Source organism: Halobacillus campisalis (assembly GCF_030345335.1).
GTDB lineage: Bacteria > Bacillota > Bacilli > Bacillales > Halobacillaceae > Halobacillus_A > Halobacillus_A campisalis.
Map to the genome: position 1 here is coordinate 257,414 of NZ_JAPVRC010000005.1, position 17,754 is coordinate 275,167.

General features: G+C 40.8%; 15 protein-coding genes. 7 read left to right on the forward strand and 8 right to left on the reverse strand.

Annotation, left to right across the window (positions count from 1 at the left end; translation table 11 throughout):
* Nucleotide 1: 1 nt before the first annotated feature.
* The 3 genes from O2Q26_RS12665 to O2Q26_RS12675 all read right to left on the reverse strand — a co-directional run bounded on the left by O2Q26_RS12665 (nt 2) and on the right by O2Q26_RS12675 (nt 4,960).
* Nucleotides 2-1,036: a PQQ-dependent sugar dehydrogenase gene (locus O2Q26_RS12665; RefSeq protein WP_289216276.1), complete on the reverse strand. Its 1,035-nt coding sequence runs from the start codon at nt 1,034-1,036 to the stop codon at nt 2-4.
* Nucleotides 1,037-1,213: 177 nt separating this feature from the next.
* Entirely contained in the window at nt 1,214-2,470 is a 1,257-nt protein-coding gene (locus O2Q26_RS12670) for an L-lactate MFS transporter (protein WP_289216246.1), read from the reverse strand.
* 216 nt (nt 2,471-2,686) lie between these two features.
* On the reverse strand, nt 2,687-4,960 hold the full coding sequence (locus O2Q26_RS12675; protein WP_289216247.1) for an ATP-dependent DNA helicase: 2,274 nt from the start codon (nt 4,958-4,960) through the stop codon (nt 2,687-2,689).
* Between the two features lie 205 nt (nt 4,961-5,165).
* Between O2Q26_RS12675 and O2Q26_RS12680 the strand changes: the two genes are divergently transcribed.
* The 3 genes from O2Q26_RS12680 (at nt 5,166) to cysK (ending at nt 7,902) form a co-directional block, all read left to right on the forward strand.
* Entirely contained in the window at nt 5,166-6,104 is a 939-nt protein-coding gene (locus O2Q26_RS12680) for an SGNH/GDSL hydrolase family protein (protein ID WP_390216017.1), read from the forward strand.
* A gap of 17 nt (nt 6,105-6,121) precedes the next feature.
* A complete protein-coding gene (locus O2Q26_RS12685) occupies nt 6,122-6,778 on the forward strand; it encodes a YpmS family protein (protein WP_289216249.1) in 657 nt (218 codons plus the stop codon).
* Between the two features lie 194 nt (nt 6,779-6,972).
* On the forward strand, nt 6,973-7,902 hold the full coding sequence (gene cysK / locus O2Q26_RS12690) for a cysteine synthase A (RefSeq protein ID WP_289216250.1): 930 nt from the start codon (nt 6,973-6,975) through the stop codon (nt 7,900-7,902).
* Nucleotides 7,903-7,944: 42 nt separating this feature from the next.
* On the opposite strand, the gene O2Q26_RS12695 is transcribed toward cysK, so the two are convergent.
* A complete protein-coding gene (locus O2Q26_RS12695; RefSeq protein ID WP_289216251.1) occupies nt 7,945-8,556 on the reverse strand; it encodes a trimeric intracellular cation channel family protein in 612 nt (203 codons plus the stop codon).
* A gap of 275 nt (nt 8,557-8,831) precedes the next feature.
* On the opposite strand from O2Q26_RS12695, the gene O2Q26_RS12700 reads away from it, so the two are divergent.
* From O2Q26_RS12700 to O2Q26_RS12710, 3 genes are all read left to right on the forward strand, one after another.
* A complete protein-coding gene (locus O2Q26_RS12700) occupies nt 8,832-9,359 on the forward strand; it encodes a helix-turn-helix domain-containing protein (RefSeq protein ID WP_289216252.1) in 528 nt (175 codons plus the stop codon).
* An 18-nt stretch (nt 9,360-9,377) separates the two neighbouring features.
* On the forward strand, nt 9,378-9,533 hold the full coding sequence (sda, locus tag O2Q26_RS12705; protein ID WP_253934982.1) for a sporulation histidine kinase inhibitor Sda: 156 nt from the start codon (nt 9,378-9,380) through the stop codon (nt 9,531-9,533).
* A 106-nt stretch (nt 9,534-9,639) separates the two neighbouring features.
* Complete coding sequence (locus O2Q26_RS12710; RefSeq protein WP_289216253.1) at nt 9,640-10,587, forward strand: ring-cleaving dioxygenase; 948 nt, start codon at nt 9,640-9,642, stop codon at nt 10,585-10,587.
* A 50-nt stretch (nt 10,588-10,637) separates the two neighbouring features.
* Here O2Q26_RS12710 and O2Q26_RS12715 read toward each other — a convergent pair whose 3' ends face one another.
* Nucleotides 10,638-12,587, reverse strand: a complete 1,950-nt coding sequence (locus O2Q26_RS12715) for an aconitate hydratase (RefSeq protein ID WP_289216254.1) — start codon at nt 12,585-12,587, stop codon at nt 10,638-10,640.
* A gap of 343 nt (nt 12,588-12,930) precedes the next feature.
* On the opposite strand from O2Q26_RS12715, the gene O2Q26_RS12720 reads away from it, so the two are divergent.
* The gene (locus O2Q26_RS12720; protein ID WP_289216255.1) at nt 12,931-14,214 is read left to right on the forward strand and encodes a helix-turn-helix domain-containing protein; all 1,284 of its coding nucleotides are present in this window, start codon (nt 12,931-12,933) and stop codon (nt 14,212-14,214) included.
* Between the two features lie 599 nt (nt 14,215-14,813).
* Here O2Q26_RS12720 and O2Q26_RS12725 read toward each other — a convergent pair.
* The 3 genes from O2Q26_RS12725 to treR all read right to left on the reverse strand — a co-directional run bounded on the left by O2Q26_RS12725 (nt 14,814) and on the right by treR (nt 17,741).
* Nucleotides 14,814-16,211, reverse strand: a complete 1,398-nt coding sequence (locus tag O2Q26_RS12725) for an MBL fold metallo-hydrolase (RefSeq protein ID WP_289216256.1) — start codon at nt 16,209-16,211, stop codon at nt 14,814-14,816.
* Between the two features lie 114 nt (nt 16,212-16,325).
* The gene (locus tag O2Q26_RS12730) at nt 16,326-16,829 is read right to left on the reverse strand and encodes a DUF6933 domain-containing protein (protein WP_289216257.1); all 504 of its coding nucleotides are present in this window, start codon (nt 16,827-16,829) and stop codon (nt 16,326-16,328) included.
* Between the two features lie 198 nt (nt 16,830-17,027).
* Nucleotides 17,028-17,741, reverse strand: a complete 714-nt coding sequence (treR, locus tag O2Q26_RS12735) for a trehalose operon repressor (RefSeq protein ID WP_289216258.1) — start codon at nt 17,739-17,741, stop codon at nt 17,028-17,030.
* Nucleotides 17,742-17,754 lie beyond the last annotated feature (13 nt).

The following is a 17,754-nucleotide window of genomic DNA, read 5'->3' on the forward strand; positions in this document are numbered from 1 at the left end:
ATTATGGCCGAAACATGACGAGCTGATCATCTTGCTCCTCTGGATTTCCACGACCATCCGTATTGTTAGTAATAAAATAAAGAGAACCATCCACTTCCACAACATCTCTTACACGCCCGAACCCTTCAGCTTCCGTTTCTGAATTTTGCCCATCCATATCAAGAGAATAAAGAGCTCGACCAGTCAAGGCTGCTACAAATATGGAATCTTCATAAACGGTGATTCCTGAAGGTGCCCACGTGTTATTTCCAGTTTGAAAAAGCGGTTGCTGCATCCCTTCTTTTGAGTCATCACCAACAATGTCAGGCCAGCCATAATTTTGACCGGGCTCTATTAGGTTGATTTCATCGTGGTTGGTCGGTCCATGCTCAGAAGCGAACATCTCCCCATCATTATTCCACGTCATCCCTTGTGGGTTTCTATGACCGTAACTATACATATAGGAAGTTTCCTCGGGATTGTCTTCCGGAATGTCCCCATCCAGCTCCAATCTTAAGATCTTCCCTGCTAAACTGTTTTGATCCTGAGCTAAGCTTTCTTCCTGAGCATCCCCCGTCGTTACATATAGCTTTTCATCCGGTCCAATGGCTATCCTTCCGCCATTATGAAAATTACTGCCAGGTATCTCTTCCAATAGAGACTCTTGTTCTATCCATCGTCCTCCTTCATACTCCAGAACGACGACACGGTTCATTGTCCGCCCGCCATCCTCATAAGTATGGTAAGCGTAAGCCTGTTGATTCGACGAAAAATCAGGATGAAGCTTGAGGCCAAGCAGCCCACCTTCCCCAACCTGAGTAATTTCTCTTTCTGTCTCGACCGATTGTCTTTCGACTTGTCCATCTACTACAAGTGCGATCGTCCCTTCACGCTCACTTATAAAAAAACTTCCTTCATCATGTTCAATATCCCACGGAGACTCTAAATCAACTGCCACCTCAGTGAAGTCTCGACTTTGATCCACCCCGTTATTTCTTTGTTCCTCTCCGGGCTGACAAGCGGCTGTCATAAAAACCAGCATGAAAAATCCAAGCACTTTCAATATGGAAATCACCCACTTATTTATAAGTTATTAGTAGTTTATCAAGTTTTGAACCGCCTGCAAAAAGAAAGCTGCACCTTAAGGGAAGGAACAGCTTTCTTTTGGACCATACAGTCCAGTTGATTCAGACCCGTGATAGAGTCTAACAGCTATTTAGTTATTCAACCTAAATCAGCTGGCTTGTGCCTTTTTCATATCAGATTGTTTTTTCCTGACATCCACTTTAGTCAGGATAGATACGACAAGAGCGATGGCAAACAAACCGGAGAAGTAAATGAGACTGCTTGAATAACTTCCGGTTACATCATTCATGATCGCGGCAAATTGAGGACCAGCAAGACCTGCAGCTGCCCAGGCCGTCAAAATATAACCGTGGATCGCCCCAAGTTCCTTTGTACCGAATAAGTCTCCTATAAAGGCAGGAAGAGTAGCAAATCCTCCCCCATAGCATGTATAAATCACCCCGAAAAATATGACAAACAGAGCGACTGAACTAGTCATAGGCAAGAAAATGAATAAAGGAATCTGTAATGCAAAAAAGATAATATACGTATTTGAGCGGCCGATGTAATCGGAAGCCGAAGCCCACCCGATCCGTCCGAGTCCATTGAATACTCCCATGATTCCTACAAGTGTCGCTGCAGCAGCCGTACTCATTCCTACACTATTTTCCGCAAGCGGCTTCGCTGCAGAAATCACGGCAATGCCACACGTAATATTTATGAACAACATAATCCATAAGTAATAGAAACGCTTCGTTTTCACCGCTTCTTTAGCACGTAAATTTGCTAAATCCTGAGATTCTACGTCTTTATTTTCTTCTGGGTTATACCCTTTTGGCGTCCAACCTTCAGGAGGCCTCGATAAGTATAAAGAAGATAATATCATTATAGCAAAATAACTTGCTCCCAATATAAAGAAAGTCATAGCTATACCAGTTGAACCAATCAGCCAATCCATGACAGGACTAGCTATGGCCGCGGCAAAACCAAATCCCATGATGGCCATTCCTGTCGCAAGACCCCTCCGGTCCGGGAACCACTTGACGAGTGTAGACACCGGAGCTATATAGCCTACTCCTAAGCCAATTCCTCCTAATACTCCATAAAAAAAGTATAACGCCCATAAAGATTCCAATTGAATGGCAAAACCTGAGCCGAATACTCCCACACCGAAAAAGACAGCGGCAGTGATCCCTGCAACTCTAGGTCCATATTTTTCTACAAACCAGCCTAGAAACGCAGCCGATAAACCTAAGAATAAAATGGCAATACTGAATGTTAGCTGAACTTGCTGAGATGACCAGCCAAACTCTTCTCCAAGAGGGCCAGTGAAATTACTCCAAGCGTACACTGAACCAATCGAAATATGTATACCGACCGCGCCGAGCGCAATTAACCAGCGATTTTTCACTTTTCTCTCCGACATAGGCTAACCTCCTAATTCATTTTGATCATTTTGATCGTATGATTAAACATAACCCGAATCGTATGTGTTAAAACTTTCTAATATAGTAATTTTTCTTCAAAACAAAAGAAGCGCTCTCCTAAAATACTTAAGAACAGCGCTTCGAACAGTAGTATAAATACGACAAAATATTTTATTATTTCCCAGGAAATGATCTTTTTTAAGTGTATTTCCCTCCTATCGGAAAATACTGTAGTTTCTCCACTCTTCAGGCAATAATGTAAGGTATTTTGACTGAAGAAAGCGATCATCGATAAGTTGAATGATTCCATGATCTTCTTCTGACCGTATCAACCTTCCACCAGCCTGAAGCACTTTATTCATCCCAGGAAAAACATACGCATAATCATAACCGGGCTTCCCTATTTTTGTAAAATACGATTTGATGAGTTCTTTTTCAAAACTTCTCGGCGCCAGCCCTATCCCTACAACGGCCACACCATTCAATCGATCTCCTCTTAAATCTACACCTTCTGAAAATACGCCACCAAGCACGGCAAACCCCGCCAGCCGGCCTCCTGTAATGAATTGCGCTAAGAAATCCTCTCTTCTTTCTTCTGTCATTCCAAACTCCTGCTGCACTGATTCAATATTTCCATAGTTTTTAAAATGATGGTAAACCATATTCATGTACTGATAGGAAGGGAAAAAGAACAGATGATTCCCTTTTTGCTTTTGTACTTGATGATACAAAAGCTGCGCGAGCTTATCTGCAGTTTGTTCTCTGCTTTTATAACGAGTAGATAATGGAGCGATTATGACCTCCATTTGCTCAGATTGATAAGGGGAAGGAAGTTTCAAGATATAATCATTCTCTTCTCCTCCCAGCATGTCCTTATAGTAAGCGAATGGAGATAATGTAGCTGAAAAATAAACACTCGATCTGAACGTTTCCGTCACTTTCTGCAAAACTGACGAGGGATCGAGGCAATAGAGCTTCAGCATTCGATCCGAATCACTTTTCGTAACAATGAATTCATAATGATCATCTACTATACTTAAAATCTTTATGAAATTCTGAGTTGAAAAGTAGCAATCGAGTAAATATTCCCCATTCTCACCTTCGTGCTCGTTCTTCAGCTCTGCCTCTGCTCGCTCAATGAATTTTTCCAAGTTCTCTTCCAAAGAACCAGGAATATCAGGGATCGTACTTTCAGCAGATTCAATGTTAATATCTTCCATGTCCTTCCTTACCGCTTTAGCGGAGTTCGCTAACTTCTTATTTGTTTCAACCCAGTCCTCTTCCACACGCCAATACGAGTTTTTCATAATAGTAGATGAATACATGTCCCTGGCCCTTTCCACGAGATTATGAGCTTCATCAATTAATAATGAAGTTTTTTTCTTATGTTCAGGGAGAAGCCTTTTCAATGATACTCTCGGATCAAATATATAATTATAATCACCGATCACTACATCAACTACGTCAGTTAAATCCAAAGAGAACTCAAAAGGGCATATACGATGCTTTCTTGCATACTCCTCTATTACAGCCCTTGTTATTTGTGTATTGTTTTGCATCACATCGACAACAGCACCGTTGATCCGGTCATAATACCCATCTGCGAATTCACAATAGTCCGGCTGACAAATCGTTTCTTCTTTGAAGCAAATCTTATCTTTAGCCGTTAAAGTTACAGAACGTAAAGACAAGCCGCTGCCTTCCATCAGTTTCAAACCTTCTTCCGCCGTTTGTCTCGTGACCGTCTTAGCTGTCAAGTAGAAGATCCGCTCTTGCTCCCCACGTTCCATGGCTTTGATTGCAGGAAAAAGAGTAGATATGGTTTTCCCTATTCCTGTAGGTGCTTGCGCATAGAGATTTCTTTTTTCTTGAATTGTTTGATAAACAGCCCCTGCAAGCTTCCGCTGCCCTTTTCGGTAAGAAGAAAACGGAAAGGATAATTCCGGTATCGATGCTTCCTTTTGTTCCCGTATGTGTAATAAGATTTTTGCATATGATAAATATTCATTCACGGATTCTTTCATGAAAATAATTAATTCTTCTTTAGTGAACGTATGCAAAAACCGTTTCTTTTCCTTAGACTGCTTCTGAACATACGTGAGCTGCACCTGGATTTCCTCCAGCTCCTGCTGCATAACAAAAATAAATGCATATCCCTTGGCTTGCGCCCAATAAACAGGAAAGCTTTCTTCAGAAATATCCTCCAGCATTTTAGAAGTCGATTTAATCTCATCTACGATGGGACCCCTGGATGAATCTAACAGACCGTCACAACGCCCATGAATATTCAAGGTGATATCATCGAATTCATACTCCCATGCCAGATGGACTTCACGCTCGTCTTCTTCACCATATTCCTTTTGCACTGCTTGATGAATGGCCGTTCCTTCCGTTAAGGACGTGCTGGATCGGAAACGATTATCTATGCTTCCTCCTCTATGAACATATTCCATCAGCTCACGTACAGAAATACTCATTTTCTCAGACATGACTGCACCTCCCTGCATTCTATTCGATCAGAACCGTCATCTCTTGAAGATTCGTTTCGAACGTCTATTTTATAGCTATAAGTGTTATAATAAAGGTTAAACGATCTATACTTACTGCTGGGTCTTAAACAGCACCCAGCAACTGTTTTTATTGCGCATTGTCAAAATTTCCATATACTATATCATAACTCATTAAACCACAGGTGTGATCTTATTGAATAAATTTAAATGGCTGGTACTCTTTCTTTTCTCCCTGATTTTTTTAACCTTAATTGTAGTGACCTTCATTTACGATCCTGTCACAGAACAGAACCCGAACGCTACTGTCGATACCGAAGAAGTTAATGAACCAGTTCAAGAAAATACCGAGGAAGACTCTCCCGACGATGTGCTTGAAGAAGAAAATGCGGAATCAGAAGAGGAAGGCTCAGTCAGTGAAGGTCTTCGAGAGGTTTTCTCCAGCGTTCTCGATAGTGCCCGCAACCTCTTTGTCAGAGAAGACTTACGTGTGGTATCTATAGGTGACTCTCTTACTCAAGGTGTAGGAGACGGGACTGATAATGGAGGTTATGTAGGAATACTAGAAGATACAATCAACGAAAATGATGAGACGGCTGACTTCACGATCGACAATTTCGGAAAACGTGGAGATCGTACCGATCAGCTGTTGGACCGTATGGAATCCGCTGAAATGTCTTCAGCCATACGGGAAGCCGACCTCGTCCTCATTACGATCGGAGCCAACAACGTCGTCGAAGTGATAGAAAATAACTTCACGAGTTTAAGTTACGATAATTTCTCACCAGCCCGCGAAGAGTATCGGGAGGAGCTTGAAGAAATTCTTTCAAATGTAGAAAGCTTAAACCCTAATGCTTCTATCTACTTAATAGGTTTATATAATCCTTTTAACCAGTATTTCGATAATATTCCTGCATTGACTCAAATTATGAACGAGTGGAATGATGTGAGTGAGAATGTTGTGCAAGAACACCCTAATGCCTCCTTCATACCTATTAATGATGTCTTTGAAGGAAACGAGGATGAACTTCTTTGGGAAGAAGACTACTTCCATCCCAATGAGAAGGGCTATAAACAAATGGCTGAACGCATATTAGAGAATATAAGAAATGAAATACAGCAATAATACAGGTGGAATGCTTAATGTTAAAACGGTTGTTTCTGAGAGATCGATGGCGGACGTCTTTTATCATATTGGCGTTCATTAATATTGTGATCATTGGTTGGATATTATCCCTTATTTTTTTACCTAGTTCTTATACCCTAGTCAATGTAGATCAACAGAAAAAGGATACTGAAGCAGAATTCACGGTCGTTTCAACAAAAGAAAACCTCGAACAGCTGGCGAATGAATACTTGAGCGAGATTTCTACGCAAACGATATTCGATTATTCGATTTCTATAGACAGGAACGTTACATTATCCGGTAATATCAGAGCTTTTGAACAGACCATTCCAATCAAAGTCGAGCTTCATCCAGTGGTCCAGGAAAATGGGGACCTTATCTTAGAACAAGAAAGAATTTCATTAGGTCAACTCCCCCTTCCTAATAAAAAGGTATTGGAGTTTGTCGCCGATAACTATGACTTCCCTGAATGGGTGAAGGTCAATGCAAATGACGAGAATATCTATGTAGCTGTCACCCAAATCGAAACGGACAGCAATATAGACATCGAAGTCGATAGATTCAATTTAAACGCTAATCAGCTGGCTTTCAAAATTTCGTTCCCAGAAAGAACCTTCAGCTTTGCTGAAGCCATTGTAGAAGATGAATTTCACATTGAAGACGCTCCAGACTGATTGGGCTCCGTGGAAATGGTGATCCTCAGGAAGCTCACCGTACGCCTATGGAAAGCGAAAAATTCCCCGGACCTTAAATCTCCATTTCTACGGAACGGAAATTTATCTGAGCCTAGTTAAAAGCGCACTATTTCATATAAGAACGGCGGCTGTGATAAAATCAAATAAAGAATAAGGAAAAGGGAAGTGACTTCATGCGCGTCGTAAATAACATCGCTGATTTGATTGGAGATACTCCACTCGTTAAATTGAACCGACTTTCTCCAGAAAACGGAGCAGACATCTATGTCAAGCTGGAAAAATACAACCCTAGCGGAAGTGTGAAGGACAGAGCCGCTTATAATATGATTGTTCAAGCTGAGAAGGATGGTCATTTAAAAGAAGGTGCTACCATCGTTGAACCTACAAGCGGAAACACCGGCATAGGAATAGCTATGAATGCGGCTGCACGAGGCTATAAAGCAATTTTGGTGATGCCGGATACGATGACCCAGGAACGAATCAATCTATTGAAGGCTTTTGGCGCTAAAATTGTATTGACTCCCGGTGACGAAAAAATGCCCGGAGCCATCGCCAAAGCTAAGGAGCTCGTGGCGGAAATTGAGAATTCATTCATGCCTATGCAATTCGAAAATGCCGCCAATCCTGATGCCCACCGTTCGACTACAGCTACGGAAATCATCGAGGCTATGGAAGAACTCGGAAAGCCTTTATCCGCCCTTGTAGCAACTGCTGGCACAGGTGGCACAATAACTGGAACGGGCGAAGAACTCAAAAAACAATATGAAAACGTAACGATTCATGTAGCTGAGCCCGCAGGTTCTCCAGTGCTTTCCGGAGGCAAGCCTGGAAAACATAAACTAGTAGGTACAAGTCCAGGTTTCATCCCTTCGATTCTCAACCAGGACGTCTATGATGAAATTCTTCAAATAACAGATGAAGTTGCTTATGATATAACTAGACGGCTGGCCAGGGAAGAAGGTCTGTTATTAGGCACTTCTTGCGGTGCAGCCTGCTATGCCGGCATTGAAGTCGCCAAGAAGAAACAACCAGGAGAAGTGGTAGTCGTTATAGCTCCTGATACAGGAGAACGCTATTTATCAGGAGATTTATTCAGACAATAATAAAAAGAAGGCTTGTTTCCGTCTTAAAGGAAACAAGCTTTCTTATATACGATATAAATCCCTGAATCGTAAATGCCATCCTAAATGATAAGACAATACTCGGCACATGATAATAAGTAAAAATAAAATGTACGTCTGCACTACACTGTCTACAGAAACTAACCCTGCCCCTACGATAAGACCTGCAGCCATGGCCCAAACTGCATAGATTTCCTGATGCAGTACCATCGGTCTTCTTTGAGCGAGTACATCTCTTGTCACTCCCCCTCCGACACCTGTCAAAATTGCCGAGAAAATGATTCCACCTAGAGAGAAACCGTTGTCTATAGCAAAAGCTGCCCCTTGCAGTGCAAAAGCCGATAAGCCAATAGCATCCAAATAAATATTCCAGCGGTCCCAGAACATTACCCAGTTTTTCGGAAATACGTAAACTACACTGATTGTTATGATGGCGACATAAAATAAATATCCTTGATCCCATACATGAACGACAGGTACATCCAGAGCTATATTTCTAATGATGCCCCCGGCAAATGCCGTAGCAATACCTAATATGAAGGTACCAAAGATATCATACCTTTCGCTTAGAGCGACTATAGCCCCACTAAAAGCGAAAGCACTTACCGCAATAACGTTTAGCAACTCAAAACTCAATACCATATACCCACCTTCTCCAAGGAAACAGTCTAAAATTATCCAACCTGAACCATCATATCAGATATTCAAAGAATGGAAAGATACTTCCTTGTAAAATGGTGGACAAGCCTTGTGTTAAATACTGTAAATTAGAGGTTAAGTAAGGTATATTTTTATAAAGATAAGGGAATATAAAAAGACGGACTTGTATTGTTGCAAAGTGCCACAAGGATATTAGATGATCCATTAGAATTAGTAAAATAAGACATTTGACATAGTGGGTGTGATAATTGATGAGAGAATGGCTTGTTCAACTTAGAAAAGAAAAGAAACTCACTCAGCAGCAGGTAGCTGCAGGTGCTCATATAGATCGTGCCTATTACGCACAAATCGAAAGCGGCAGCCGGAATCCAAGTATGGCTGTAGCCTCGCAAATAGCTAATTTCTTAAACGTCAACACTTCTATATTTTTCTCTGAACATATCAGTGAGCCTTTTATGATTGCCCTTACCAATTCCCCGATAGTTGTTGCACATTGTGATTTGAAGCTGCGTTACACGTGGATGTTTAATCCTCATCCTGATTTTAATACAGAGATAGTCATCGGAAAAAGGGACGACGAACTTGATTTGAACGAAGGAACAAGCGGGCTTCTCGAATTGAAAAAAGCTGTACTCCGGACAAAAGGACCTGTACGCAGAAAGATAAGCTTCCCATTATCAGACGGGCTTCTGACTTATGATGTTTTTGGGCAGCCAATCTACAATGAATCAAAAGATATAATTGGTGTAGCCACCGTATCTACTGAACTATTAACTTAGAGTAGAGGGGGAAATTCAATGAATTTAAATCACCTGTCTCTCCGCATCTTGCTTACTACCTATAGGAGAGCAGTTGAGCTGGACCTAGATGATGAATTCATTTTATGGATACGGAAAGAGATTGAAAAAAGAGAACAAGAAAAACAAGTGCGTGCCAAAAAAGCGAATCTTTGAGTTCGCTTTTTTCTCGTCATTGAAAAAATTGACAACCCCTCTAGTCTTCTGTAACATTTATCTTGAAATCGAGATTATCACTACAGATCCTTAAGGAGGAGACTATATGCATATCAAAGGAATTCACCACGTCTCTGCAATTACCGCTAACGCTAAAGAAAATTACGATTTTTATACAAATGTATTAGGCATGCGCCTTGTTAAAAAAACAGTAAACCAGGACGACACCTCCATGTATCACTTATTTTATGCTGATGAAAAAGGAAATCCAGGAACAGATTTGACGTTTTTTGAAATAAAACGGGCTGGAAATACGTATCCTGGTACGCATAGCATCTCAACGACTTCCCTGCGCGTTCAGAACGATGACTCCTTAACGTTTTGGCAAGAACGATTCGATGAATATAATGTAGACCAGGACCCTATAACTGTACGTGCTGACCGAAAGACTCTTTCCTTTCGGGACCCCGAAGGGCAAAGATTGATGCTCGTATCAGACGAGCAAAATCACGGGGTAGCTTCCGGAACTCCGTGGAGCAGAAGTAAAGTTCCTGTCGACAAAGGAATCACCGGTCTAGGCCCTGTTCACCTAACCGTTTCTAATGCTTTACCGACCATCACAGTACTAAAGGATATCCTGGGCTTTAAAGAAGTAGGAAAAGTCGAGAATCGGATCATATTAGAAACTGGTGAAGGAGGCACGGGGGCAGAGATTCATATAGAAGAACGAACAGACCTTCCTAGAGAAAAGCCAGGAAGAGGCAGTGTTCACCACGTCGCCTTCCGAGTGGAAGATGAAGAAGAGCTTGAACAGTGGAAAGAAATTATCCAAAAAGCAGGATTCCCAAATTCTGGTCTCGTAGATCGCTACTATTTCAAATCGCTGTACTTCAGGGAGCCCAATCATATTCTTTTTGAACTGGCTACAGATGGACCGGGATTCGCAACTGATGAGCATATAGATCACTTAGGTGAAGAGCTGGCCCTCCCCCCATTTTTAGAAAGTAAACGAAAAGAAATAGAAGCCAAACTCATCCCATTAGAAACTAAATAATACGAAACTAAAAAAACTGCGATGAATGGATCATTCATCGCAGTTTCTATTTAGTCCTCCAAACGATCCTTCAGCCAGTTGATTAATCCGCCTTTTTCCATCATCTCAGCCTGTCTCGGTGAAAGAGCATGTTGAACTTTCAACTTTGTATTTTTCCCTTTCACTTCTACTTCAAAATCATCATTATTAAGGATTTTTTCTTTTAGACCTTTAAAAGTGAGGGTATCTCCCTGTTCAATCTTTTCATAATCTTTCTCATCTACAAAGACTAGAGGAAGGATTCCGAAGTTGACGAGGTTCTGCCAGTGTATACGAGCAAAGTCCTTCACAAGCGCTACACGTAACCCCATATATCTAGGAGCAAGTGCAGCATGCTCACGGCTTGATCCTTGTCCATAGTTCGTTCCGCCAACAATAATGTGTCCTCCGTCATCTTTCTGTTTCATTGCACGATCGTAATAGGTGTCGTCCACTATTTCATATGTGAATTTACTGATTTCAGGCAAATTACTTCTATAAGGAAGCACACGGGCGCCTCCAGCTAGAATTTCATCCGTAGAAATGTCATCTCCAACTTTTAATAAAATCGGCAGTTCCATCTCGTCAGGTAATTCATCCATTTGAGGAATAGAAGCGATGTTAGGTCCTTTTACCAATTCCACTTTAGCCGCTTCCTCGGCTGGTAAAGGACGGTCCAGTAAGTTGGTATCGATCGTCGGCTGTTCTAATTCCTGGACTTTCGGATAATCGAATCCAGCTTTTCTAGGGTCTGTAATCTTCCCAGTCAGTGCAGAGACGGCAGCGGTTTCCGGACTGCATAGAAAAACGCTGTCCTCTCTCGTACCTGAACGTCCGGGGAAGTTACGCGGCGTCGTTCTCAAACTGTTCTTGCCTGAAGCAGGGGCCTGTCCCATCCCTATACAGCCATTACAGCCTGCCTGATGCAGACGCGCACCAGCTTGCAAAAAGTTGGCAATATGACCTTGCTGGGACAAGTCGACCAGCATTTGTCTTGAAGTCGGGTTCAAGTCGAATGAGATGCCATCCGCTATGTGACGTCCTTCCAATATTTTAGAAGCGATAGCAAAATCACGATATCCTGGGTTGGCTGAAGATCCGATGTAGGATTGATAAATCTCCTCTCCTTCCACTTCACTTACAGGCACCACATTGCCAGGACTTGAAGGCTTCGCTATCATAGGTTCAAGTGAAGATAAATCCAGCTTGTCATGGCGATCATAAGTTGCGTCTTCATCTGCCTTAAGTTCTGTCCATTCGTCTTCACGCCCTTGCATCGCCATATATTTTTTAGTTTCTTCATCGGAAGGAAATACAGTGGCCGTTGCACCGAGTTCAGCCCCCATATTAGCAATCACGTGGCGATCCATTGCTGATAAGCTCTTTAAACCTTCTCCATAGTATTCAAAGATATAGTTTACTCCGCCTTTTACTCCATGACGGCGCAGCATTTCAAGAATGGCATCCTTTGCACTTACCCATTCCGGAAAGTCGCCTGTCACTTCAACGCCCCACACCTTAGGCATCTTCACGTAGAAGGGTTCACCAGCTATGGCCATAGCTACATCAATCCCGCCTGCGCCCATAGCAAGCATTCCCATACAGCCGTTGGCACATGTATGACTGTCTGAACCAAGAAGTGTCTGACCTGGCTTAGCAAGCCTCTGCATGTGTACAGGGTGACTGACCCCATTCCCCGGACGACTGAAATACAAACCGAATCTCTTTGCTGCACTTTCCAGGAACAAATGGTCATCAGGGTTTTTACTATCTTCCTGGATAAGGTTATGATCGACATATTGGGCTGATGCTTCTGTTTTTGCACGATCGATCCCCATCGCTTCGAGTTCAAGCATGACCATAGTACCTGTTGCATCCTGAGTCAATGTCTGATCAATTTTTAAGCCTATTTCCGACCCAGGCTTCATTTCACCTTTTACCAAGTGATCTTTGATTAATTTCTCTGTAACATTATGTCCCACTTCGTCTCCTCCTTCTTATGAAATAAAACTGTCTTAACTATTCACCTATACCATTTATACCCTTTTTTAACTTAACTTACTCATAGAGTTCGATGCACATTTTGGAAAAAAACGTCTATTCCTATGTCTTGTTAATCATTTTTTTATAATTCAAACCTGATTTACACTTTTTTAACCTGTGAAAGTTGGTCCTATTTAACCCCTTTTAAGCTATGAAAAAAGAACGACTTGGGAAACCTCTTAATATAGTTGAAAAATTTTAATCGAACGTGTATTCTGAATATAGATTTGAAAGAAAGAAATTTCTAACAAATCATTAGTTGATCAACTAGGTGTGTGTAAAATGGAATATGGTAAAGCGCTTCGATTTCATCGAGTGAAGCAAGGGTTGACACAAAACCAGCTCGCGGATGGTATCATCTCGGCAGCCTATCTTTCTAAGATCGAGAACGATCAAACAGTTCCAGCCATTGAGGTGCTCGAATTGCTTTACGAACGGCTAGGCATCGACTTTAATGAGTCCACCCTTAATCACCCTTCCAAAGAAAAGTTGAAGGAATGGTATGAAGCCATCGTATTTAAAAGAAAAGATGAGGCTAAGCTGCTAAGAGATGAACTTCTTCAGCAAAAGAGTACTCTGGACAATCATCAGTTGTATATTTTCTATGAATTATTTCGCATTCGCTATCTTTTTTTAATTAATGAGGTAGAGGAGGCTTATGAAACATGGGAAAATTTAAAGCAGCATAAGAATACTCTCGATGAAGAAATGAAGTTCTACTACCAGTTAATTACAGGCTTAGTTAAGTATTATAAAGGCGAGTACAACGATGCATTTCAAGAATTAATGGAGGCCAAAAATTACAGTACTTCAATTGAAATTGAAGATTGGGAAGCTAGCGACTTATTTTATTTACTTGCACTTAGCACCAGTCAGTCTAATTACATTTCTCCATCCATATACTATGCGGAACAGGCACTTGAAATCTATCAATCTCACTATGATCTATCCAAAAGTGCTGATTGCCACATTATTTTAGGGATAAATTTCGGCAGACTTCAAAACTATGCAAAATCTTTGGAGAATTACCACCTAGCCAGAAAGATAGCATTACAAATTAACGATTCTTTAAAGTTGAAATTACTTTATAATAACCTTGGGGTTCTAGAATCGCGTCTAGATAATCATCAGTCTTCTATTTCTTATTATAAAAAAAGTCTTGAATATTCAAAAGACTTATCTAGCTCAATAAATTTGTATGAATTCTTAAATACAATTCATGGATTAATAACTGAACATTATAAACTAGTTGATTTTAAAGGATGTAGCCATTGGATTAATGAAGGTATGAAGAAATTATCATCGTATCCTTCAAGACAACATGAACTACACTTTGAATTTTATAAAATGTTAATAAATGACTCTCCCAATCTTCAAGAATTTCTTGAAGAAGACGTAATACCTTACTTTAGAGAGCGAAATAAATATGTTTATATTATTCGCTATTCCTTGTTTCTTTCAGATCTTCTTGAGAAGCAAAGATTGTATAAAAAATCAACATCCTACTTAAGGTTAGCAATTCAATTGTTAAATAAACATTCTAATTTAGGAGGGATAGTCTTATGAAGAAAGTATTTGCAGTATTAACTTTAGTTACTATACTAGCTTCTTTAGCAGCACCTGTAGTTTACGATACTGCAGAAGAAAATTATCCAAGACCCTTAGTATTTGAAGTTTAAGTTTTAAATTGTGTGTTTTAATTAACACCTCCCCTAATCCTATACCTATAAATTTTACCCTTGCCCTCCTATAGCAAGGGTCTTTTTTTGTATAAGCTGCCGTTAAATCTCGTTGTGAATCTACACATGAGAGTTATTCATTGACATAGCAATAAGCTCTTTTTCTTTCAAAAAGTAGTCTCGTAGTTTCACAACCATCCTATTCGATTTGAAGTGAACGAACGCCCTGACAACAAAGCACGAGCCTTTCATAAGTGATTCGGAAACGCATTATTCTTTACAGTTCTAGTTCTTTACTACGACAAGCAGTGTCTAAGATGTTTCCGTTACCTTCAAGCTCTATCCATAGAAACGGAAACATACTAAACAATTTAGAAACAGAATATTCAAGATGAGGGATCTTATATGACTATCAAGAACTAAAACTTAACAAAGTTTATACATAAAAAAGCATTGCTCGAAAATGACCGAGCAATGCTTTACTAATTATTGACTATAATCCTTCCAGGCTCCGAAACCACCTTTTAGATTCAAAGTATCTTTGAAGCCGTTTGCTTGTAAGACGCTTGTCGCAATTGCTGAACGGACTCCTGATTGACAATGAACGATAGGTGTCTTGTTATCTGGAATTTCATTTAAACGATCCGGGAGTGTCCCAAGCATGACGTGAATCGCTTCTTCCATATGCTCCTCATCCCACTCGGATTGATTACGAACGTCGACGATGATGTAATCGTCTTCGTTCTTGAATTTTTTCTCGAGCTCTTCAGCTGTAATGCTTGTATACGTTTCAAGATTCTCCTGGTGATTGACTTCTTCACTGAGTACGTACCCGACTAATCGATCAAGACCGATCGATTGCAAGGCTTTTTGAATGTCACGCACTTGTTCTTCATCACTAATGATAACGATATCTTGATCATAATTGATCAGCCATCCAGCCCAATTGGCAAATCCTTTATTAAACGGGATATTTAAGGTTCCTTTCAGATGTCCTTCGGCGAATGTTTCTTTGCTTCGTGTATCAATTACAGCCGTTCCTTTAGCTGTTAATTGTTCCACGTCCTCCGCGGTTAATTGATCGATTGATTGATCTACGCTTAATAGGGCAGGCCCTTCTTTATTCAACTTCTTCATCATGCCGAAGTATGTCGGTGGTTCTGGCTGTCCCTCCAGCAATTCATCAGAAAACTGGTGCTCATTCTCAGTCGTTAAGGCCCAGTTATTAATTTTCTCATAACCTACTGTAGACGTTGGCACTGCGCCTAACGATTTTCCGCATGCGCTGCCAGCTCCATGTCCCGGCCAAAGCTGAACATAGTCAGGAAGTTCTTTGAATGCCTGAATAGATTTATACATTTGACGGGCACCCTGATCGGCTGTGCCAGCTGCTCCTGCTGCTTTTTCCAAAAGGTCCGGACGACCGATGTCTCCAACGAAAACGAAATCTCCTGTGAAGATTCCCATTGGTACTTCAGAGCCTCCTCCTTCATCTGTCAGTAAAAAGGATAAACTCTCAGGGGTATGTCCCGGAGTATGAAGAACGTCCAGTCTTACGTTACCCACATAGAATTGGTCTCCACCTTTAAGCCACTGATGAGAGTATTCTTCAGCAAAAGCGTATTTCCAATCATCCTCCCCTTCGTCTGAAAGGTAAAGCTTGGCTCCCGTTTGATGAGCCAGTTCTCTTGCTCCAGATAAGAAATCTGCATGAATATGGGTTTCTGAAATACTCGTTATATCGAATCCCTCTTTGCGGGATGTTTCTAAATAAGGAGTGATATCACGAGCTGGATCAATGACTAATGCCTCTCCAGTCTTTTGACAACCTACCATATATGACATTTGTGCTAAATTTTCGTCAAAAAATGATTTAAAAAACATGAATAATCCCTCCGCTATTTCATTACTTTCTACACATAATTATATACCCCTTAGGGTAATTTGTAAACGTGTGGATTTCAATCTAAAAAAAATCACACCCAAAAGGATGTGATTTTACTTATTGTAATATTCTCTCAGCGCTTCCACAGGCGGATTACCTGTTGGAGAATACAGAAGTTCGGCGTTGCTGACATAATTGATTTCTGCAGCATCAATATCTTCATAGTTCAAACCATCAGTCGCTTCTTCCACTAATAATTTGACCTGATCCATCATTTCCAGCACTTCTGGATGATCGGCTTCGGTATACACTAAAGGGTCGGCTTCCTGCAGCAGCTGATCTATAATTTGGTCTTCTACTTTAATGAGCTGCAATAACTGTTTTAAAGAACCTTTAATTACATTATCCAAATTCTCAAACTGTTGTTTACGCAACCCAAATAAGACAAGGTTTATTCCTGTTTCATTATTCATGATGATCAGGCATTTCCTTCTATTGATTGTGATCAGATTGGCCTGCCATTTATAAATAGCAGGCACTTCTTCATATTTCGTTACGGCTTCTGTCTTTTTATTTATTTCTTTATAAAGTTTCTCTGTTGTGCCAATGACAAACATACTGTTCCACCTCTTGTTCAATTCTTTCCCTTAGTGTAACAGTTTTCGCCAAATTCCCCTACTTAAAACATAACCTGACGTTGTTTTTTCTACTAAGCGATTGAACGTTATTGCGGCTCCGTTTCTCTCTGTAGAATAAAGCTCGATCAACCGATTCTTGTTCTTTTCCACTGTACTCTATCCGAGTGCCCCGAGCGTTTATTTTGTTCTTCGTGCAAAATCAACAAATTGAAATTTATCGGGCCGGTGTCTTGATTCAGTGAACTGGAATAGTGTAGCGTCTGCTAAATAGACAAAGCTTCGAATCACAACCATTTGCGTATGTCCTTCTACGTCTAAGTACTTCTCATCTTCCTCGGTCACTGGTTCCACTAGAATCTCTTTCTTTGCAAAGCTGATCTCCAGCCCCAGCTCGTTTTCTATATATTCATAAATGGAGTTCTCCGCAATAGATTTAGTAATACTAGGGACGATATCTTCACGTATAAAATCCTTGTCTAAAATAATCCGTTCACCATTGATTTCTCTCGAACGAGATACTTTCCAGATCTTCACTTCTTTAGAACAGTTCAACCTTTCTCTCAGCTTGTTATTAGCTGATTCTACAAAGACTTCATGCACATGAGTCTTCGAGTCCTGGCCAAGCTGATCTGAAAGCTCTTTGAAGCTCGTTAATCCCGATACTGGAAACTCAAATTTATTGTGATCCAATACAACGGAGCCTTTCCCTCGCACCTTCTGGATATATCCATTTTGAGAGAGAAGATTTAGCGCTTTTCGAATGGTCTCTCTCGACGTGGAGAATTGATCAGAGAGTTCATGCTCAGAAGGCAGGGTATCTCCTGACATGAACTCTCCATGTTGAATCATTTGAACTAAATCATTGTATATGACGATATATTTGTTTTTCATGCTTTCATCACCG

Bases quoted from the DNA above. Each gene is read 5' to 3' on its own strand.
- O2Q26_RS12710 (WP_289216253.1), top strand. From the start codon at position 9,640: ATGCATATCAAAGGAATTCACCACGTCTCTGCAATTACCGCTAACGCT.
- O2Q26_RS12675 (WP_289216247.1), bottom strand. From the start codon at position 4,960: ATGTCTGAGAAAATGAGTATTTCTGTACGTGAGCTGATGGAATATGTT.
- sda (WP_253934982.1), top strand. From the start codon at position 9,378: ATGAATTTAAATCACCTGTCTCTCCGCATCTTGCTTACTACCTATAGG.
- O2Q26_RS12670 (WP_289216246.1), bottom strand. From the start codon at position 2,470: ATGTCGGAGAGAAAAGTGAAAAATCGCTGGTTAATTGCGCTCGGCGCG.
- O2Q26_RS12685 (WP_289216249.1), top strand. From the start codon at position 6,122: ATGTTAAAACGGTTGTTTCTGAGAGATCGATGGCGGACGTCTTTTATC.
- treR (WP_289216258.1), bottom strand. From the start codon at position 17,741: ATGAAAAACAAATATATCGTCATATACAATGATTTAGTTCAAATGATT.
- cysK (WP_289216250.1), top strand. From the start codon at position 6,973: ATGCGCGTCGTAAATAACATCGCTGATTTGATTGGAGATACTCCACTC.
- O2Q26_RS12725 (WP_289216256.1), bottom strand. From the start codon at position 16,211: ATGTTTTTTAAATCATTTTTTGACGAAAATTTAGCACAAATGTCATAT.
- O2Q26_RS12730 (WP_289216257.1), bottom strand. From the start codon at position 16,829: ATGTTTGTCATTGGCACAACAGAGAAACTTTATAAAGAAATAAATAAA.
- O2Q26_RS12720 (WP_289216255.1), top strand. From the start codon at position 12,931: ATGGAATATGGTAAAGCGCTTCGATTTCATCGAGTGAAGCAAGGGTTG.
- O2Q26_RS12700 (WP_289216252.1), top strand. From the start codon at position 8,832: ATGAGAGAATGGCTTGTTCAACTTAGAAAAGAAAAGAAACTCACTCAG.